We start from the raw sequence: 21,158 nt of genomic DNA on the forward strand, positions 1-21,158 counted from the left end.
TTTCGGCGTCCAGTATGCGACCGATGTCTGCGGCCTCCCCCGGATCGATCGAGGGTTTTACGTCGACGTGCACACCCGTGAATCAATCATGCATAGCCCGTACTTCTGCGGGTTGTAACAGCTTTCATACGCCTGCGACCCGAGGGCTCTTCCAACAGCTGAGGCGATTGGCGAGCTTGGTTCGTCAAGCACTGGCGAACGTGTAGTCCTCGGTGACCGGATCAACTTCGACCGGTGCGTCCATGGGTCGAGTGTGGCAGGGGCCGCATGACATCGATTCCTGTGTGGGGCCGTGCGGAGGCTAGCCGGTAGGGATGGATAAGCAGTGACGATGCGGGTGGAATCGGAAACCGTCACGTTGGGAACCAAGACGCATATAATACGGTTGACCTGCGCGAATACTCGAAGGGTCAGCTCGGCACGACTTGGGCGAACATGGGTTGACATTGAGGAACGTGCTGACTGCCGTCAGCACCGTGACGTTCATTCGCCCAAGAGATCCGCGATCGCCTTGGCGCGCCGAGTCGGATAACGTCCGGTGCGAGCTACCGCCGATAAGGGCCGTAGCTGCTCCAGCCATTCATATGGGGCTCGAGATCGTTGTGGCTAGCGGATGTCACGCAAAGTAGGCGTAGCGGCCCGTTGATCGGATCGGTGCTATCAGCATGCTGTCGAATCCAGGCGGACCATTTCCTGGCTTCGTCTTGGAAAGGATCGTTGAGCCGATCGGCTCGTGCATTGACTTCGTCGGCGTATGTCCGCATGGTTGCGGCGGCCTGCCGACGTTCAAGTTGGTCGCGGAGCATTTCAGCGTTGCGTTCGTAGGTGAGCTTCGTGAACGCCTCCTTCTTTACTTCCTCCCATCGGTTCTGCCGAATCTCTGAGCGTCGCGTCTCCTCTTGCCGAGACCAGTCGGCTTCAGCTTCGGCGATCTCGAGTTTGTGGATCAGCGTGGGCAACTGCTCTTCGATCGATGCACCGGGGGCGTCACAGAAGGACAGAATCGCTTTGTCTTCCCAAATCTTGGTGATCGTGACTTCCAATTTACCCGACGCTTGAAAATTCTTATTCGCAATTGTTCGCGTCTGGCGCGTGTAGTAGTCGGTCTCAGTGACGTATGCCTGCACGTGGCGGCCGCGTTCATCGAGTTCACGCACGGTGAGGACAAGCTCTCGCGATGGAAGTTGAAGCGAGAGGTCAGGAACTGGTTCGGCGCGGCCCCTCGACCAGCTGCGCGCTCTCGAAGGGATCTTCCAGCCAACCTCGCTGGCTGCTGCTATCAACCCTTGCAAGAAGCGCGCTGCACGACCGATTTCGGCCTTGGATACCAATGACTTTTTGGTCTGGAACTCAACAACAGCGGGGTGCGGGTTTCGAAGCTGACGGGGAATGTCGAACGAGCGGATGGCAGTCAAGGTCTCGAAGTTTGGCTCCAGATAGACGGTCACTCCCAGGACGGGATCCATGCGCGTTGATTCCTGGGCAAGTCGCTGATTGTCGGGCAGATGACCCGAGTTTTCGAGACTGACCCGCATCCGCTGGATGTCGTCAGGGTCAGCATTAGTCCCGAGGTCTAGGCGACCACCTGCTGCGATGACATCACACAGCAACTCTTTTGCGCAGTCGCGGAGTTGCTGTTGCTCGCGTTCACGCGCCTCCCTAGCTTGTTCCTCTCGGCGGGCGCGTTCTCGTTCTGCATCGAGGCGTTTGGCTTCTTCTTCCAGGCGTTGTTTGCCTTCGGCTGTGATCTGGGCCGACCAAGTCGCACCGCTGCCTGCGACGCGAAGGAGACCGCGGTTATGGAGTGCGCGCGCGGAAACGCGGTGCGAGCCACCTTCGTATACACCATCTCCGCATCCGTCAGCGACCCACCGCAGCAGCTCGAACTGGGACACGCTCAGATAATTGGTGGCTCGTCCCATCACTACTCCCCTCGTCACACTGCGGGTCGTGGAGCCAGTCTGGATAGGCGGACGCGTTTTCTCAACCTATGGCGGATCCCAGGATCGGTAGGGTCGTACGCACGCCAATGGCGGGGGCTAGCGGGTGACCGTCGATGCCTGGCCTCATGCGTGCCTCCCGGTAGGCCTTTGGACCATCTGCAGGCCAGAGGACACCAATTTGAAGCTCGCGCAACTCGCAAATGTGCCGGTGGCCGATACTTACGAGTGTTAGCTGATACGCATGTGTATGCGCGTCTATTCACCTGAGACACAGTAGATTACTCCAACGGTACGACTTGCCAGTGCTTGCTTAGTGGGCTGCGGGCTGTGTGCGCACTGGCGAGCATCGTCAGGGTCCACGGTGCGTGCTCCAAAGCCGTTGCGACTCCATAACCCTGACCTTTTACGAGTGCCGTACAACGCTTACGGGACTACGGTTGAGTATGGTCCAATTGCCGAAAAACCTTGCAGGCGAAGTAAGCCCGTCTCTTGAGACTTGAACAGGAGGTCCCCTCGACCAAGGAGTGTTTCGGCTCCGTTTTCATCAAGAATTACGCGCGAGTCAACAGATTGCTGCACTCGCAATGCAACCCGAGAGAAATTGCTCTTCATGAGGCCCGTCACAACATCTGTCGAGGGTCTTTGGGTCGCGGCGATTAGGTGGCCGCCGACTGCGCGTGCGACTTGAAGAAACCGAGTGACTAGCGATTCGAACCGGCGTCGGTCTGCTGTGGACAGGACCAACTCCGCAAACTCGTCGATGATCACGACGAGTGGGCGCAGCGGAGCCTCGGCTTCGGAATTTTCGACATCTGCTAGCAGTTGCCGAAGATTCGTCACTTGGACTCGTGTCGGGCGGCGTAATGCTTCTTGCGCGTAGGCACGGAAGGTTGCACTACGCTCAGGGAGTCGTTTCTCAACAATTTCCTGGAAGAGTTCTAGCGCACCCGATACGCCTGAATGGAAGTCTGTCGACGAGCGAAACTGAGGCGCATCACTGAAGTCCAGGTAGTCCGCCAGCCCCTTAGCGTCGATCAGTACAAGGTCGATGTCCTCAGGCCAGTAAAGCTGCGTCAGTTGCCACAACAGGCTTCTTAGAAAGACACTCTTACCGCTGCCGGTCGTACCTGCGACCAGGAGATGAGGCAAAGCGTCTAGGCTCACCCACTCGGGTGAGAAATCGGATCGAACCCCCAGCGCGAGCATGGGATATTCCGCGGCACCTTCGGGCACCCGCAAGGTCGTTACATCGGGTATGACCCGTGATCGCCTTGGCAACTCCGCTACGGCATAACCTGGAACTCCCCGAAGATTGGCAATCCGAACCGATTGCACACCTAAATCGCGCGCCAAGTCTTCTTCCTGGGCTTGAACTGAGGCAAGCTTCGCTCCCGGTTTTACTACGAAGGGCACCTGAATGACAGCCGGTCCCTGGACCACCTGCTCAACATCGATCCGAAGAAAAGGAACATCTCGGGCAATAAAGGCGTCCCGAAGACGCGCCGCTTGCGTCTCAACTTCGTCCCGGTCTGCAGACTCCAACGGTCTTTCTCCGGAAGCGGTCTCTTGGACGACGGCACCTGCAACTCGCTGTCCGCCGCTTGTCGTTGGAGTCACCTCGTCAAGGGCGGAATCAGTCGGACCCGTGTCAGCAGCATCTCCTCCAACTGCCGCGCCGAGTTGGTCGAGTAGGTTGGATGGGATCTCAACGGCCGACCCTGGCTGTTGGTCGAGGGCACGCTTTAGCCAAGGCACCCCGAGCGCAGTCACCGAAATTGAGCCGCTCTCATCCTGGGCGTCCGTCTCCTCGACAGCCTCCGACTGGGTCGGAGAGACGACAAACAGACGCGGTTCAATCTGGATTTGCCCAGGATTGTTGGACTCGAAGACTTCATTCAGCGCCTTGAGCCGTTCGCGGTAAACCCCGGCAAGCGATACGCGGATCGGCTCCCACTGCTGCAACGCCTCGAGAAATACTTGCCGCTTGAGGATCTCGCGCCGGGAAGTCGTGAAAGGTTCTGGCGATTCTTGACCAAACACTTGGCGGAGAAGCGATTCCATCACGCGCACCTGATCGATCGCTTCTCCGACGGCTGAACTGTTCGCAAGACTGGCCGAGTCCGCTTCTGTGCGGGCCTTTACCTCGATAGGCTGAACGGACCAAACATCATCGCCTTTGCGGAAGACGATGAGGTCAGCGCGTTTATCGCTTCCCTCCCTCAAGCCCAACCATCGCCGAGCACCGTCTGTATCGAGACTGACGATCAATTGGGAATCGTCCTCGTCAGCTAGATACCCCACCGCGGCTGCCAGACCCAGTCGACCCAGCACCGACTCTTTTGAAAGGGCGCCACGCGCTTTAAAGAACCCGAGTAGGCCCTCCGGAAGCGCCATACGCACAGCATCCAGAAGAAACTTAACAGTCGATTCCGGATTTGGTGCGATCCAGGTTGTTTGCTGCAGGTAGGCCAGAACCGGCTCCACGAGGAGCACAATCTGTGAGGAATAAACGAAAGCGACGTGTGTTGCAGTGGGCATTCTGCCAACTAGGCGGGCACCCCCGAGTTCTAGGGGGGGCACAAGAGACGAAACGCCCTCGCACAAGACCAGCCAACTGCATACCTCGGCTAGCTTAGCAATTGTCCGAGACATCTTATCGGACAAAAGTGGAGATCGCTGCTGAGTTGGTATCGGCATCTCTAAGAGGCCGGCCTGCGCCTCTATAAATTCGCTGAGAAGGCCCGATCCGCTGCGAGGCCTAATGATCGGCCTTGAATCCTCGAGGGGGTCAGTGTCAAAGATCCATTCGGATATTAGGCTGCCAAGCGGCGGTGTCGCAAATTCAGCACCTTGAGCTGAGTTCTTTACGTCCGCAACATCGAACATGAACATGACATGTGGGACAACCTCAGAGTCAGCAAGCACGCGCGGTAAGTCACTTGCATCATTCAATTCGCGGACTTCAAAGTCAAATGCGCGACTGGCAATCTCTCCGCTGACGAGTTCCTCTTTCGCCTCAGCGACGGCGTTCCGCAGCTCCTCGATATTGGCGTCTGAGCTGAATGCCGTGACGCTCACGCGATCCGCTACATCATCAGCGATCCACTTTAATAGTGCCTTGGTGGTTTTAATGGGTGGGTTCAACAGACCAACCGCCAAACTTAACTTCGAGTACGGGTGGACATTGAGAAAGCGTGATGTTAGTTGCTTCAGCGATTGGGTGACATCGGCGGAATCGATTTGACGAGGTTGCCTGGCGTAATGCAGTGCACCTTTGAATTGGCCGGTATATCCGAGAGATATAGCTGACCCGTCTACCAGAACCGAAATAGACGGCACGGCAGGATCCAGTGATCCAACCACTAGGTCGTACATTGTAGAGAGGTCTGTCGGACTCGCCAGAAATTCCTCCGCAGCACGCAAACGGGGTTCGATGAAAAGCGGATGAAGGGGCAGCACGTATGCGTTAGTAGTTCCGCGGTGAACCGTAATGCGCATGTCGGTCGAAGCGAGTTGCTCGGCAAGAGTTCGAACGTATACTCTGTCTCCCTTATCTAAATTGTCTCGTAGCATCTCGAGAGACTTCCAGAGGTCAATCCAAGATGTCACTAGGTTCGTTGCGATTCCGCGCACGGTCGGCGACCCCATAAAAAGCCTTACGCCTTCACTTCCAAGGGATCGCCTAAACGGATCAAGAGCGGCCCGCAACTCGATAATTGTTTCGATCAACTGCGAGCATGTCGCGACCGACCTACCAGCCCGTTCCATCTCAAGTATGCTGAGTTTTTCTGCTATCTTGGTAAGATCACGCCACTCGGTTTCGCCCAGACCAGGAATGGCAAAAGGGGCCTCGTCGGGAACTTCCTCTATTGATCCGGCTTGCTCAGCATAAGTCGTCGAAGCGCTTGGGTCCGACATCAACGGATCTAACCCCTCGAGATTGTCATACACCCAGTCTGTAATCTCGGTCGAGCCGACAGTTATTGCCACATCGTCGGAGGCATCGTCCACCACTTGGGCGAGAAATCCGTCTTCGTCAAATTCATTGTTGGTAAATTCATCGATAAGATCGTTAAATGAATCCGAGCTACCTTCCTGCTTCTTCTTCTCTCCTCGGCCGCCGCTGCTCGCCTTCACCGCAGCCTGGACGTCTGCGAAGTTAAGGCTTCTCAAGTGCGAATTGTCGCCAGTGGCGGCGAATAACCGAAGCGGGGCATAGTCCCCTCCCTTAGTTTCGGTCCCGCTGGTAGCGACTAGACGGATTAAGCGCTGCCTAGTGCTCGCATCCATCGTGCGAAGTTGCGAAACCAACTGAAGGTTAGCTTTGAGGCGGTTAAGATCGATAGCTTTGTCGTGATCATCAGGCAGCAGGCCTAACCGCCATAGTTCTTTGCGAATGCGTTCTGGAGTGCCCGAGTCATAAGGAAGAGCGGCTTCACAATAATCGGCGCAACCCACCAGGTCTTTTATCTGCGACCAAGTCTGAAGACTCCGAATTAGGCGAATTGCCGGCTGTGGTGCGGATTGGCTCCGCAGTTCTGTAAGTAAGTCGTCGAAAATCGCCACCTTGATTGTGTTCACTGAGACGACTGGGACCTCAGCCAGCCCGGCTGCTCGATCGCGTTCGAGATCACCGATAATCACAATCGCATCGGTAGTCAACGCATCGTTGCGCCAGTCGATAGCTGTAGTCACGTCCGATGTCGCAATGATTTCGCCTATTTCAGGTAATTCCTGATCGAGGAAGACGGCGAACCTAACGCCACCCCGCGCGGCCAGTTCAGTCATGATCGTGCCCAACGGCATGGGAGAGAAAGCCGGCGGTACGCGGACAAACGCGACTCCTTCGTCCAGCCGCGTTCGAACAGCTTGACATACGGCAGCCGCTAGCCTGTCCTCGCCGGTCACTGCTTTGCCCAAATCTTCAATGGATTGAGCACTTCCGTAACTCCGTCGCTGTAGCGTCGCGCAAGCCCAAGCGAAGAGAGAAGGCGCGCTAGGAAAATCTGATTCTGCTCAAGTTCATCTTCGGCTGCTCGTTGGGCCATTTCGCGCGCGCGTTCACTTGGCCCGAACACCAAGCCGAACCGCTCAGCAAGTCGATCACTCCATACCGACATCGGCACCGCGCGATCGTCATCTTCGTCGATACCTGCTAAAACGAGCGCGGGCGCAAGGGCCACCTCTATGCGCAAGCGCGGCATAGGTCCGCGCCTTGGGCCGACGAACCCACAATGGCGACCGACCGCAGAGAACCAATCACGGGGCTTGTTCCCCATCGCGCTTGCGAGTGCTTCTTCGAGCGTCCTAGCCATCGAGATCTCAGGGTCATAGTCGGCCCGCCAACTAACGTAGAGTTCTCGCAATTTCTCTGGCGCTAGTTCGCGACCGCCTGCCAGTTTCTTTTGCTTGCATTGCTGAATATAGGTCACAGCCTCGCTCCCATCGGGAACTGCGCCGTCGAACCGGTCGACAATTTCGGCCCGAAGAGCCGTGTATAGATACTCCCTAAAACTTTGATCAACCCGATTCAATGATTCAGCAGAAGCCGCGCGCACAGTAGACAGCGAGCCAGGGTCGCCGGCTTCACAAAGAAGTGTGTAGGGTTGTCCACCAGACACAAGTATTTCGGGCACCTGTGCAAATGCGAGTAGACCAGCGAACGTCGCGCTGTACGCCAAAGTTTGAAGTCCCAACAGAGAATCCTTGGACTGCACGCTCAGTTGCAAAGCACGAATTACCAGCCCAGCAAGGTCTTCGGCAAGATTCGCAACAGTGGCCTCCTCGGCCCACCACGTTGCCGGTGACGGATCCTTCACGTCCAGTGCCTCAACTGTCGCATCGTCTGACAGCAATTTCTCTATTGCCCAGTACGGATTTGGTTGCGCTTGTCGCAGCCGCGCTGTCAGATTCCGTATTAGTTCGGGCGCTTCCGGTCTGAGAAAAGCCAAACGCGCCGCCAATTCCCCTAGACGAAAGTGAGTTCTATCGGATGTCACTAGACCTAGGTGGGCAAGTTGAAATGACGCATTGGCCAAAAAGACAGCGCCGTCTGATGCTATAAGCGATCGCACTGCTCGCCTTAGACGGTCCAGCCGGAAATCTTCCTTCGGCAACTTTAAGCGTGTTTTCTCCAATAGTTGGTCATTTCCGATCGCCCAACCCCCCGGGTTTCTGTCTGATGTCGCGACGAGATCGACTGCCGGCCTGAAAGAGCGCTGACCTGAGAGGCAATTATGAAAAAATCCATTCAAGACGTGTACGGGCTTTGGCGAGTTTGAAGTTGGGAGGATGACGAGAAATTTAGTGGTCTGGTCATTGAACCACTCATTGAGATCGAGCGGCGCCGCGATCGTCAATTGATTACCTCGATCTCGAGTTTTTCGGGCCTTATACGAAGCTGAGTAGCTTCGCTCGTGCGATGGTCGAATATGTGAACTTCCGGGTCTTCTGTTGCGGCGATGCCGGCCTGCGAAAGAAACAGATCTACAGCGAAGTCAAGGGTTTCCTGACCTCGGTCCACCGTCAGAACGCGGTCGGCCCCCAAGCGTACCCACGTGTCAAAATCAATCAATAGATATTGATCGGAATCAGCCCAGGTCAGGAAGACTTGCGTCGGGAAAAACCCTGACTGCTGGTATGCTTCATACTCCCTCGCGTATGGGACGCGTAGTTCTAGAGAATCGATCGGCTGTTTACCTGTAGACGCTAATGCTGACGGCCTTCGATGCGCCGTCAATCCGTGTTGTCGAGTTATCCACAGGTCGTTTTCGGTGTCTTTCTCAAGACGATACCGATTTATCCGTCGCACCAGATCACGTACGATCGGACGCGGATTCGACAGGGCGTCCTCAAGCATTCGTCCATACTCAGGCGCTGAAGATTTGCGGGACAGCAAGCTCGCAACATCAAGTCTGCGGCCAAAGAAAAAGTAGCACCGTTTCGCACATTCGAAGGCTTCGAGCCCGCGATCTTCGTCTTCGCGTGCAATTATACTTGGCACTGGCCCCGGATATTCTACTGAATCGAGTTTCACATTACCGAAGCGGCCTTGCCAAATGTCAACATCTTCGCGGGCCATCGGTACCGTGACCGGGTCGAACTGAACTGAAATCTCGCCGGCAACTCGATTGGCGGCTTCAAATATTTGCATCCAGAAGTAACCATGTAAGCGGTCCACTTCGTCGCCACCCGGCGGGCAGGTCCATCCAAAAAATAGATCTATCAGGTATACCCACACCTCACGCGCCGAAAGATGCCGGCCACCATCACTCAGCATCTTCAATAATTGGCCGATGCGGCCGCGCGCAGTCTTTGATGCCCTAAGCATCTTTGCCCCAACGACACGCGGACAGGCCTTGGACGACGAATCTCTGCACGTAGAACACGGCGAAGTTGCGGCGACCGGGAGTAGCTTTTCGAGCGCCCCTATAGCAAACGCTGACCGAGGTAGCTGCCGTCCTGCCAAGTTGATCACAAGAAACTCCGACTCCTCATCAGGTTCTTCGTCTCCCATGGCCCTCCGGTGCAGTACCTCACGTATTTCGGGAAAAAACGCATCCTCCGATGCTTGTGCAAGTGAACTCAACGGTCCTTCGTTGATTGTCAGAAGCAAGGTTGCGTCAGCGGCCTCAGTGGCCTTGACGGTTGCCAAGATCTCGCCGTCGGACAGACTGCTGGCGTCTCGAATGAAGATGACAGAGTCCTTCGGAACAGGGAGAGGAACTGGTGAATCTCGTGTCACCTCAAAACATGTGCGCGTTGCAAGTCTGTCGAGTGCGCACTGGGCGAGATGAGACTTTCCGTCCCCGGCGTTACCAGCGACTACGACCGACCGTCGCGCCGCGAGTGAAGCAGCCACGACGTCAGCGAGTTCATCCGGTACGTCCAATGCCGCTCGAACCTCCGCCGTCCAGCGGTCGGCGTACACAGCGCCGCGCTCGAAAATTGACCGAATCTCGCTGCGTCCTGCCTGGTCGGCCAACACTTCTCCTTGACTCTAGGTACCCGTGGCGTTGTCCTGGTCGAACAAAGTCATTGGTGCACTTAGTCTAGAGAACTGGATGCGCCTTACCTCGCTAATGAGGTCGTACAACTCTGCGTCGAGCCCAGTCTCCAATCTAGCCCGGCGGATCAGCGCGTCAGCCGTGGGTCGAACCCAACGTTCCCACCATTGCTCGGCGACCTCAGTAGCCGATGGTAGGTGGAGCCGGGGAGGTTCTGACCAGCCGAGAATGACGGCCGAGGGGTCATCGACCAAAGGGAGCACATACAGAGGCCGCCTCGTGGCGTGCCGGCGAAGGTCCGGCAAGCCCGCATAAGACAACGCCCTTCCAACTGAACGGAACCGTGCTCCCGATCCTTCCCCAAAAGCTCGCGATATATGCGTGTACCCGTCAGCGGCTGCATTAAGAGCGCGCATCGCTTCGGTCGTCTGGAAGGAAATATGAAAGCTGCCGAAGCCCGTTGTCTCGCCTACTTTTCGCCATTTTGCTTTACCAACCGAGACTCGGTTGTACTGCGCGCTGTGGCCGGGGTACAGCCCAGATGTGAAGACCACAAGCGGACCAGGATTCGGTACGGCATCTCGCACACCTTCGTCGTATACGACTGTCGAGATTTGGCCGAGGGGTCTGTCAACTCCCCATAATGAGATCACCTCTGCAGATCCGGCGAGCGCGGCCATAAGCTTTCCCATTCTAATTGGCCCGAACGGCGGAGCAGCGCCGCAGATCGAAAGCTCAATAGCGACAAAGCCCATGTGATAATGCCAGAGCTTGCGAAGGCCTGCGTCCAAATCTTGCAAATCTTTGGCCGACAATAATTCCAGTGGTGCGCCTGAAATAATCCGACCCAGAACTTCGATGCCACGTATGAGATCTGACGCACTTTGCGCCCGCTTCACGATACGTAAATGCCTATTCTCAAGGCCCTGATTACCCGTGGCTCTAGTTTCGTCGAAAAGTTCCCGATGCGCTCGAACCAATCGACCCAGTGCTTCGACGTCGCGGGTCTCCGCCGCATCAGCTAAGCCATCAGTATTTACATGGCGAAGTAACCGCTCGAGGACGTCACGCGTCGCGGCCGCCCGTTCTGGCGCACGAATCGGGTCTGCCGCCAACCGCCCGACGAAGCCAACCTTGCCTGATGCGTCTCCGGCAGAAGTTGCCAGCCAATCGTCTCGTGCTCGGATCTCGGGCACGACGTTCCGCAGTTGCAGTATCCCGAGTGGCAAACGCGGCCAACGAGAATCAGTTACAAGGACAGAAACTTCACGTCCGGGCGCGGAAGCCTCGACGCCCATCGACCACGTAGCGCGCACTGCCCGCCAAAGCGTGCGGGACTCCGCGTCGTTGTCGACGTTGGACGCACTGCGTACAGAAATTGCAGGTGGCTGCTGAGCCAGTTCGGAAAGGGCGTGGTGGGGAGCGTACTGCGTGCTGCGAAGCAGCGTGGCCGCGTCATCAAGCCATTTCGTCTGGCCACGGTCGACGAAAGCATGCGCCCGACCAGCGCGATACCGCGATCGAAGCAGTGCTCGCTGAACAGTCGTATCAAGCGACGCGGATCCGCCAGCGTTTGCGAGAAAACACCGCCCGTCTCGGACAAGTGGATAGTAGCCGGCGAGTATGTAATCCCGAAGCACGAGCACTGCGACCTTAAAAACGAGCGTTTCGACGTCGTGCACGTCTTCGCCTATGTCGCTGGCCTCTCTTTCGAGAAGGTCAAGCATCTGTGATTGCTTCGTGTCCGCCAAGCGATCTAGCAAGTCCCGGTAGCGCACCACCAGCGGACCAAGCCGCGTTGGCTCGAAACTCTGCACGTCACTGGCGGCCACGCGGACGGTCGGTGATCCACTCATAGACGTCCGATAGTAGCTGCTCGGGCCCGCCGCCGTGACACCAACCGCACGGTCGAAGCCTAGCCCTCTCGTTCGCAGAACGAGCGCAGCACGTGCAACTGCTACGTGCAAGGGTGCCGGACTCTCCACAGGTAAGTGTTCAGTCACCGAAGTGGCTTGACTACGAGGGCGACCGCCGCCATCCCATTGCACTGGGAGCGTCGAGCACTCGAGCGTTGCCGGCAAGCATTTCAACTCAGCACGCTGTCTACCGTGCTTCAATCCCCCTGCAGGGTTACGGCGATCACAGTCGCCGGACCCGGTCGACATCGATCTGGCATGGTGACTTGATGGCTGTCATGTTCATGTGCAGAGCTTTAGGAGCGGCGAATGGAGCCCAGGGCACTCAAGTGCCTGATCAACCTTCCCGCGAGTGAACGAAACGAGGTCATCGCCGAAGGGCTCGAGATGCTCGGTCGTTACGTTGAGCGGTTGGTGACCGATGCGAACTGGATGCAAAAGGACGGCAGATTCGAGTCGGCGGCAATACTTGACATCTTCGCCGGTGAGCAAGCAGCGTCGTTTGCCATCCTGGTGGACCTGGCTCGCGCTGGCTGGAGCATAAGTACCCCACGCATTAACGAACAGATAAGAAGATTCAACGATCACCTCTCGCGAGGTCTATACGTAGAAGCCTATGACGGCTGCCCGGCGACTCTAGGCGAGATTGAACGCCTTCTCGACATGGAGCGGCGCTCCCACTTCCTCGATGGGCCAAGCGACGTCGATTGGATCTTCCGCAACGCGATCATCGACCACCGGGAAGGCCCACTCTATGTCGACTATGTCCGTCATGAAGATCGGTGCCAGTGGGTTACACCGCTAGAGCGGAATCACTCATTCCGTCGCATTCCGAAGATCGTCTCCCTGGTGCTGAGTCTTCGATCGGCTGGAATATGTAATGCTAATGCCCTCGACTATCTGGTCGAGATTTGGAGACCGATTGAAATTTGGGATAGAAACCTCCATTGGCAAACAGTTGCGAAAGCTAACCGAGAAGTGCTGGTTCGAGTATTCGAACCTTACGGGAGGATTGAGCAGATCCATGCTCAGCGGATTCTGAATGATTGGATCCATCCGTTGAATTGGCTCGATATGTCGATGATTAAAGTTTCCCATGCAGAACTTCAGCAAGAACGCAATGACTGGCGAAACGAGCAGTGAGGTTGATCGATCGCTCGGGCGAGTCAAGCGCGCTGGGGGGCGCCCTCTCGCGGCGCCTCATGCTCGCCTCGAACGGCCAGCGTTCCATCTCTCTGAACTGGTCTCTGTTGGCCTCGACGCAAGACGGCGAAGAAACCTTAAGCGCTGTTGCATGCCTCGAACCTGCCAGCGATCTCTCTCTGCGCGAAGGAGACCAACTCTCGGCGATTCGCCAATCACTCTGTCCTTTTCAAGGATTAGATTTGTCGGCACGCAACTAGCCGACAGGTGGGGAAACTATGTCCGAAGCTACCGAGCAACTTCGCGAGGTTCTGAGCCGTAACGGTGTTGCGCTACCGGTTCTCTTCGTCGGTTCCGGCTTCTCCCGCCGTTACCTCGATTCTCCAACGTGGATCGGTCTCCTAGAGATTTTTGCGCAGCGGCTTGGGCGGCCAATGTCCTACTACCGGGCCAAAGCGGAAGACGATATGCCGCTGGTTGCCACCCTCCTGGCCGACGACCTGTTCGAGCCCTGGTACAACGCTCCCGAATACGCCGCATCGCGGACGGAGTTCGAACAGTACGTGCGTAACCGTTCCGATCCTCTCAAATACGAGATCGTCAAATACCTGAAAACGCTCGCTCCGCCGGAATCAGGTCCAAGACGGAAAGAGTTGGAGAAATTTTCTCGGGCTCATATCCAAGCAGTTCTAACCACAAACTGGGATGAACTATTGGAGCAGAGCATGCCGGATTTTGAGACGTTTGTGGGCCAGAACGATGTACTCTTCACAACGCTGCAATCAGTCGGTGAAATTTACAAAATTCACGGCAGCATGTCGGACCCGCGAAGTCTTGTTTTGACCCGAGACGACTATCAGACGTATTGGAACCGCAACCCATATCTGATTGCAAAAATACTTACGCTATTTGTAGAACACCCGATTATTTTTATTGGCTACAGTGTTAGCGACGCACACATTAGACAACTTCTAGCCAATCTGGTGGAATGTCTAACGCAGTCTCAAAGAGATGTTCTGAACGACCGTCTTGTTTTCGTTAATCGGAAAGAAAAGGGTCAAGCCACGGAATTTTCGCACGGCACGCTCACTGTGGCTAACCACACTATCGCCATACGTGAATACTCACTGTTCGACTTTTCTGAGCTTTACGATATGCTCGCCACATTGCCCAGAACATTCCCCGCGAAGCTTATGCGGCAGCTCAAAGAGAGCGTGTACAGACTGGCTTATGACAGCACACCTCAAGGAAGACTCCGGGTCCTACCTATCGCCGAAGGCGAAGACCTCAACAATTTAGAGGTAGTCGTCGGCGTGGGCACTTCCGAACGGCTGGCCGAGATCGGGTACGGGCATTTCAGCCGCGAGGATCTAATTCGAGATATGCTGTTTGGCGCGACGCAACACAATACTGAGGCTCTGATGAGCAGAGCGATTCCCGAGCTACTGTCTGTCGTAAAGTATCTGCCGGTTTACTATCCACTGCGTCTTGCCGGCCGTATTGATGAGAACGGTGGAGTTCGGGAAATCGAAACGCTACCGGAGCGAGCGCAAGCAGCCCTAAGTGATGCCGAGTACCTCTTCCCTACAAGTATTTTGCCGACTACGTCCCGACGGCAGAAGAGTTTTCGCGAGCTACTGCGTGAAAGCGATCGGGTTGCAATAAATCACGGTGTCTGGTGCCGCTATGAGGAAGCTGACGTAATTGCGCTCCGAGAATTTCTGGTACAGCTTCTTACTCGGTCAAGAAAAATCTCCACTGATGTGGCACGACTCGCATGTAAGTACGACCGCCTCGTTTACGGCTTTGACTACGAGGGCGATACACAGGCCCTCCGCCAATCGCTGGATGTCGAAGTACCTGTCGTGGGTGAACCTCGGGATTAGCGATCTGTATCATTCCGCCCGGTCCGTATCTTCTCGCCCATCCGACTGATACCAGACTTCGTCCCCGTCATCGGATGGCTCGATGACGCCCTCCTTGTCGCGTCATGCTGCGCATCGTGGTGCGCACCGCCGGCCCGTAGATGCTGCAAGAACATTGGCCTGGCACACCGGAAGGACTGCGGGACGCTGTGCCGGGTCTGCGGTCTGGCCCAAGAGGGCTGAATCACGCTAACCGGAGGGATGTTCGACCCCACCGTTGTGTATATGCCGAATCGTCTTCCTGGATGAGATTCCGCCCGAAGGCTAGTGCAGTCTCCGTCCGCAGTGCGTCCGCAGTACTCTCGCCTACCGCCAACATCACCAACGCGCTGACCAGCAATCAACTGGCCGAACCAACGCAGCAAAATAAAGCCCAAGTCGATTCGTTCGCATTGAGCAGATCGACACGGAGGGTGGGGGGGACCCCCTTAGGCAATCAGCACCCGCCTTGTACCGCCCAGCGTGCGCTCTCTCTCCGCCGAAAAGTCCAGCAGACGAGGCCAGGGCAGACATTCGGGCTTAGCCGTCGCACCGCGCTCGGTGAGAATGTTAGGTCGCGAACTGCTGGGCTAGCCATTCTTCGGCTTCTGCGCGCCGCACCATTACGCGCCGGCCAATACGTGCCGTCTTGGGTCCGTACCCGATAGCGCGCCAATGGCGAACCGTGTTGACCGGCGTGTTGACCATCTCGGCGAACTCCTGCAACGTCATAACCGGGCTGTCGCTCATGGCGCACATTAGATCACTCAACGGGCGCGCATCCCGGCAACGTCGACCGTGTCACTCGGCCTCCGTAATGCTCTCGCCCAATCTCGGCATAACCTGTAACCGCAATGACGAAGGAAGAAGAGGCCGCTGAAGCTGAAGCCCCTTAGCGCTGGCTAGACTTGGGCCCGGACGATCCGAACGTCCATGTTTACAACATGGAGCGGTTCAGCGCAGCGGCTAATGAGCTACGAGCGGCAATCGCGGCGCCGCGACCAGGCTTGTTGTGGCGCCATATCGGCATACTGCTAGAGCTGTCCGCCGATGAGGCACAGCGGGCTTTCGGTGCTAACTGCTGACTTTCCGCTAGCTCCTCCGAAAGACGGCTGTACCCGGGTACGCGCAACCCTAGGGATTGCATGTACCCGGGTACGTGACGACCAGCTGCTTATGCAGCTTCTGCTGCCCGACGTTTGAGCTCCTCCTGAAACGCCGTGCGTGCCAGCTCAGCTCGGGACTGCCCACAATTAAGCGCTTCTTTGATCGCGCGAATCGTGTCTACGTCCTTTCCCCCGTCGTACAGGTCGAGCAGCGTGGCAGCATCGCCAACGGCACGCGCGCGGTCGTACTTTGCTTGCTTATCCAGTGCAACCGTGACGGCGTGTTGGAAGCCGTAAGTCAAGTGTCCAGTATCGTCCTCGATCACTTTAAAGGTGCCGATGACCGGACGATGGTCATTATCCGGTAGCTGTTGGCGGACTCCGCCGTGGCGGTCTTTGAAGAGTTCCAACGTCGCGGCTCCGCCTTTGCCAGGCCGAAATGCCTGCTCGACAGACACTTTCACTGCTAGTCCGCCGACGGCGCGCGTCTTAGCTTGGGTTCCAATCGGACCGTGTTGGCGGGAATCGGCGTTCTTAGGCAGATGGTCTACCACGAGCACCGCAGCACCTGCCCGCGCTAGGGGCTTAATCACATCGCCGTGCACGAGAGTGAAGTCGTCAGAGTTGTTGCTGTTACCCCGAAATAGCGGGATGACCTCGCCGAGTGAATCTAGGACAACCACATCGGGCCTAAACACAGTTAGGTCGGAGACAAGCCGCCTCAGCTCTAGCTCCGTTACCGGCTCGGACAACCTGAAACTATGCAGATCAGTAAGAAGTTCCGTAGGAACCCCCAACAATTGCAAGCGATTAATCAAGCTGGCGGCCCCGTTATGGTCAAGATCAATGATTGCAGCGCGTCCGCCGCGCTTTAGGGTCGATGCAACTGCCGCGAGGCACAGCCAGGTCTTGCCGCATTCAGTGTCTCCATAAATTAAATTAAATTCGCCAGAGTAGAAGAGATAGGATGCGTCGACAAATTCTAGAATGTCAGGTTCCGGCGCCACGGCCCCGCCCCGAAGGACAGCGGACACATCCACGTACATGCCACTGTTATTGGTCATCTTAATCCTGCTGCTTTAGTTGTTAATAAGGGACCGCTTACCCAATGGCTCAAACGGGGCCTTCGCCGGCGCCTCATCTAGGCGGGTGAACTGTTCGTTCACCCAGTTGATGACGTCTGACCTGCGGTACCTCACTCGGCCAGCGATGACTGCCGACTTAGTACCCAGCCCTTTACGCCGCGCGTGGTGGTCCTTAAGCGTATTAATGGGGATTCCGGTTAGTGCGGAGACTTCCTCGTATCCGATCAGAATGGCTTCGGTCATAATTGCGATGCTTACTGGCGATGTTGGTGACACATCCATTCGTGCGCCTACCAGCGCGACCCCGCCGTGTCGTGCTGATTCCTATTGTTTCACAACGGTACGGCAAATCGTTCAGACACAAGATCATCGTGTTCTAGGTTAAACCAGCATCTTCGCGATAGCGCTGGCTGCAACCTCGTGGCTGCTACGATCCAAGTGCCCATAGCTGTCAACCGTCGTTTTGATTGACTCATGCCCTAGATGGGCCTGAATAACCGGCAACGGCACACCTGATTGAATCATCCAAGACGCACAGGTGTGCCTTAGGTCGTGGATGCGCGGGCGCTTTTGTAGGCCAGCTTTCTGGGCCTTCGCAAGCGTCTTGTACCAGACATTTGAGCGCCATGAATATATGCGCACTGGCCCGCCATTCGTGCTGGTAAATAACCACTCATTGCTGTAATCGAGCTGGCTGAGGACGATTTCGGGAACGTTGATAGTGCGCACCGACTTCTTGGTCTTGGGCGGTCCCAGCTCATAACCGGACCCAGCCCGCTTCCAGGCTCGGACGATCCGCACCGTCGACTTTTCGCGGTCAACATCCGACGGCCTAAGCGCCAACGCTTCGCTAGCCCGGGCACCCGATGCCACCAGGAACTCTACTAACGGCTGGTAGTGTGGGCTAAACGCCGCCTTGAGAATTTGAAACTCTTCGCGGGTCAGGAAAACCATTTCCTGTTCCTCAGTGCGCGGTAGCCGGACGCCCTGGCACGGGTTGGCGGCTAACTGTCCATCTTCGACGGCACGCTTGAGCGCACCCGACAGAAACCCGTGCTTGTTCTCAATTGTGCCGCCAGCGGCACCCGCCTTGTGCATGCCGTTCACCCACTCGGCAACGTCGTCGCGGGTGAGCTTGCCTAGCGGGATTACCCCGAGCGCCGGCCCGATGTCGCGCGTGGCATACCGCTTGTACTCGGTCACCGTCTTTCGCTCCACGCCGCTGAGACTGCGGATGTGGCGGTCTAGCCACTCCCCGACCGTCAGCCCCGACAGGGCGCGTTGGGCGTCTACGACCCCAGCGACCTCCATCGCACGTTCAGGTCCAAGCGAGTCGACAAGCTTGCAGAATCGGTGGGCCTGTTTCTCGTCGGCGAAAGATGTGGACGACTGGCGACTACCCCGGCCCCCGAGTCGATAGGTCACTGAATAGTAAGGCGAGCCGTCTTTGCGCTTGCGGGTGCGAATGAACGCCATGGCGGCATCATATCGACCAATGTGCTGACGTGGTGCTGACTCGCTTTGTAGCCACTATTGTTTGTGCTGGTAAATCGGTGGAGCTGCCGGGAATCGAACCCGGGTCCTACGGCATTCCCTCAAGGCTTCTCCGTGCGCAGTCCGCTATGCCTCTACTCGGATCTCCCGGTCACGCGAACCAGCCAGGATGACGATCCCAGTCGCTGTGTATGTCCCGATGAGTCCCGCGACCGGACTCACCGGTGGATCCCTCTAGCTGACGCCAGGGTCCGGGTCGAGGGCGTTCCCGGTCTGACGGACTAGCTGTCGCTTAGGCAGCGAGAGCGTAGTCGCGCTGATGTGAATCGGCGCTTATATGGTTGCAACGACGCTTACGGTGGTCTCTTGCCTGCACCGGCACGCTTCCCTTGATTCGATGCGCGAAGTCGAAACCTTTCAGCCCCTTGTCTATCTTCCTTCGAGCATCCCCGCCGATTTTCGGCAGGAAAATCAATGGTACGCGCTAACCAACGACGGACGACGGAAAAAACTTCCCGACCGACCGACCCGCGACAGCCGAGTACCCCCCGGTCTCACGACTCCAGGGGGTACTCGGTGTCGAAGCGGCGAAAACGTTGCCGACCGCTTACTTGATCCCCACGACGTCCTGCGCGATGGCGGCGACGCGGGTCTGCGCTGCCGAAACGATGCGTTGCCGGTTCTTGTGCGCCTCCTCGTAGGCGATGATCGTGCGGACGTCATCGGCCGAGGTCAGCTCCTTGATCGCGGCGACCGCGTCGTTGACGTTCAGGTCGTCGTACTTGCGGATGGGCAGTTCCTTGGCGTCCAGGACACCGGCGGCGGCACGGCCCGAGTGCAACGCGTCGGCGGCCCCGTCCGCCCCCTCGGAACGGGTGACGCGCTCGGCGGCCTTCAGCGCCGCACTCTGCGAAGCCGACAGCGCCTTGGCCGCGATCTCACCCGCGTTGCCCCCGCGCTTGACCAGGTCGTTGAACGCCGGACCCGCGGAGCGCAGCGCATCCACGGTCCGGTCCACGCCGCGCGCCGACCATGCGACCGGCAGGTTGACCAGCTTCACGGCGGTACCCGCGGCCACCTGGAGAGGTGTGCGACGAAGTGCGGCCGGCCCGCCGAGCGCATCCTCGGCCAGCACGGTGGTCAGCCAGTCGACCGTCGCCGAGTGGGCGGTGATCAGGCGCTCGGCCAGGTTCTCGATGTCCTGGCGCTTGGCGGCCACCGCCAGTGCCTTGGCGTAGCGGGCACGGTCCAGCAGCTGGTCCTCGAGCGCGAGGTCACCCAGCAGGGCCTCGTCGAACGGTTCGGCCTGCTCCGTCAGCGCCTTGACCGCCGCGGCCGCGCGACCCAGGAACGGGCCGATGACGTCGGGGTAACCGCCGAGCTTGCGGATCGCCGCGGCCAGAGCCTCGGCCCGCTTGCGACCGTTCGCAGCGTTCTGCGAGAGCTCGCGGCGCACCGCCTCGGTGCGCGCCTGGATCACGCGGGTCTCCGCGATCTGGATCTCGGTGTTGGTCAGATCGAGCAGCGTGCGCAGCTGCGCGAGCAAACGAGTGGTGTCGGGTGCAGTCATAACTAGTCGGCCCTCCTGGCGTTGACGATTCGGTGTCGGCGCGAGGCGCGCCTGTACTTCTGCGGCTACCCAATGAGGCGGCAGGGCTACACATACGCCGCGCAGTGTGACCTACATCGCGGCCAAAGATGCTGCTAAATCACGAAATTGAGATTTTCGACGACCTGGGTCGCGACGTCCCGCGCACCGGCCAGTTCGATGTCCCGGGAGCGCGCGGGACTCATCGGGCGCCCGCCGGAAAGCCTGGTGAACTGCAACCCGTCCAGCCGGATCGTCGCCGTCGGTTCCTGGCCGCCGAAGTCGCTGACCAGCCGGGCGCGACCATCCACGCTGACCCGGATCTCGCGGGCCACCGGGCCGGTCAGCTCGAACAGGATGCGCGAGCCGTCGGGCGCCTTGCCGCGCTTGCCCACCACGTATCCCATGGTGGAGGCGATCTCGTCGAGGGAGAGTTTCGTCGCGGGCCCGCGCAACGCGTCATCGGACGACGGGCGCGACAACGCCTCGCGGATGTCCTGATCGTGCATCCAGCAGTCGAACACGCGGACCCGCATGAACCGCCCGTAGCTTTCCGGGCCGACCGGCGTCGGCGTCACCGCGTCCCATTCCTCGTCGGACATGCTCGTCAGCGCCTTGCGCCGGTCGCTGGTGACGTCCCTGAACCGTGCCAGGACGTCGGCGCCGGCTTCGGTGCGCAGGTGACGAACCCAGCATTCGTTCATCACGCCGATATCGTTGCGGACGTGCTCGAGCGCCGAGACGTCGATGTCGGGCTGCGGCGCGGCGACGCCGGCGAGGAAGGACTCGGTGCCGATCATGTGCGCCACCAGTGCCTTGACGTCCCACCCGGGCAGCGGGCTGGCCGCCTGCCAGTCCGCCTCCGTGAGCCCGTCGAGCAGGGCGTCGATGTCGTCCCACACCGCGAAGAGGCCGGCGAGCACCTCGGACTTGTCCAGTTTGGTCACGGGGCGATCGGCCATGGTCGGATAGT

13 protein-coding genes and 1 other RNA gene are annotated in these 21,158 nt (G+C 58.0%); 3 read left to right on the forward strand and 11 right to left on the reverse strand.

Annotated elements, in window-relative coordinates; translation table 11 throughout:
• Positions 1-545 precede the first annotated feature (545 nt).
• The 5 genes from A5696_RS23785 to A5696_RS27375 form a co-directional block, all read right to left on the reverse strand.
• On the reverse strand, positions 546-1,922 hold the full coding sequence (locus tag A5696_RS23785; RefSeq protein WP_067883546.1) for a hypothetical protein: 1,377 nt from the start codon (positions 1,920-1,922) through the stop codon (positions 546-548).
• 444 nt (positions 1,923-2,366) lie between these two features.
• The gene (locus A5696_RS27370; protein ID WP_197517062.1) at positions 2,367-6,731 is read right to left on the reverse strand and encodes a DNA translocase FtsK; all 4,365 of its coding nucleotides are present in this window, start codon (positions 6,729-6,731) and stop codon (positions 2,367-2,369) included.
• Between the two features lie 116 nt (positions 6,732-6,847).
• On the reverse strand, positions 6,848-8,302 hold the full coding sequence (locus A5696_RS27825; protein WP_156738570.1) for a hypothetical protein: 1,455 nt from the start codon (positions 8,300-8,302) through the stop codon (positions 6,848-6,850).
• On the reverse strand, positions 8,299-9,927 hold the full coding sequence (locus tag A5696_RS27830; protein ID WP_156738571.1) for a hypothetical protein: 1,629 nt from the start codon (positions 9,925-9,927) through the stop codon (positions 8,299-8,301). Before A5696_RS27830 ends, A5696_RS27825 begins: the two co-directional genes overlap by 4 nt.
• Before the next feature lie 15 nt (positions 9,928-9,942).
• Positions 9,943-11,805: a Druantia anti-phage system protein DruA gene (locus tag A5696_RS27375; protein ID WP_197517063.1), complete on the reverse strand. Its 1,863-nt coding sequence runs from the start codon at positions 11,803-11,805 to the stop codon at positions 9,943-9,945.
• Positions 11,806-12,174: 369 nt separating this feature from the next.
• On the opposite strand from A5696_RS27375, the gene A5696_RS27835 reads away from it, so the two are divergent.
• The 3 genes from A5696_RS27835 (at position 12,175) to A5696_RS28560 (ending at position 15,116) form a co-directional block, all read left to right on the forward strand.
• A complete protein-coding gene (locus A5696_RS27835; RefSeq protein ID WP_156738572.1) occupies positions 12,175-13,008 on the forward strand; it encodes a hypothetical protein in 834 nt (277 codons plus the stop codon).
• 278 nt (positions 13,009-13,286) lie between these two features.
• Entirely contained in the window at positions 13,287-14,894 is a 1,608-nt protein-coding gene (locus tag A5696_RS27380; protein WP_082969120.1) for an SIR2 family protein, read from the forward strand.
• Between the two features lie 48 nt (positions 14,895-14,942).
• Positions 14,943-15,116, forward strand: a complete 174-nt coding sequence (locus A5696_RS28560; protein WP_231964579.1) for a DUF1232 domain-containing protein — start codon at positions 14,943-14,945, stop codon at positions 15,114-15,116.
• 366 nt (positions 15,117-15,482) lie between these two features.
• Here the strand turns inward: A5696_RS28560 and A5696_RS23790 are convergent, their stop codons facing one another.
• From A5696_RS23790 to A5696_RS23815, 6 genes are all read right to left on the reverse strand, one after another.
• Positions 15,483-15,662, reverse strand: coding sequence for a helix-turn-helix domain-containing protein (locus A5696_RS23790; protein ID WP_067883547.1), 180 nt, complete (start codon positions 15,660-15,662; stop codon positions 15,483-15,485).
• Between the two features lie 424 nt (positions 15,663-16,086).
• Complete coding sequence (locus A5696_RS27390) at positions 16,087-17,082, reverse strand: AAA family ATPase (RefSeq protein WP_082969121.1); 996 nt, start codon at positions 17,080-17,082, stop codon at positions 16,087-16,089.
• 402 nt (positions 17,083-17,484) lie between these two features.
• Positions 17,485-18,579: a site-specific integrase gene (locus A5696_RS23800; RefSeq protein ID WP_067883443.1), complete on the reverse strand. Its 1,095-nt coding sequence runs from the start codon at positions 18,577-18,579 to the stop codon at positions 17,485-17,487.
• 75 nt (positions 18,580-18,654) lie between these two features.
• Positions 18,655-19,022: a transfer-messenger RNA gene (ssrA, locus tag A5696_RS23805) on the reverse strand.
• A 182-nt stretch (positions 19,023-19,204) separates the two neighbouring features.
• Entirely contained in the window at positions 19,205-20,167 is a 963-nt protein-coding gene (locus A5696_RS23810; protein ID WP_067883444.1) for a hypothetical protein, read from the reverse strand.
• A gap of 134 nt (positions 20,168-20,301) precedes the next feature.
• Positions 20,302-21,147 carry a maleylpyruvate isomerase family mycothiol-dependent enzyme gene (locus A5696_RS23815; RefSeq protein ID WP_067883445.1) on the reverse strand — a complete coding sequence of 282 codons (846 nt, stop codon included), beginning with the start codon at positions 21,145-21,147 and terminating at the stop codon, positions 20,302-20,304.
• Positions 21,148-21,158 lie beyond the last annotated feature (11 nt).

It is taken from the genome of Mycobacterium sp. E2699 (assembly GCF_001666745.1).
GTDB lineage: Bacteria > Actinomycetota > Actinomycetes > Mycobacteriales > Mycobacteriaceae > Mycobacterium.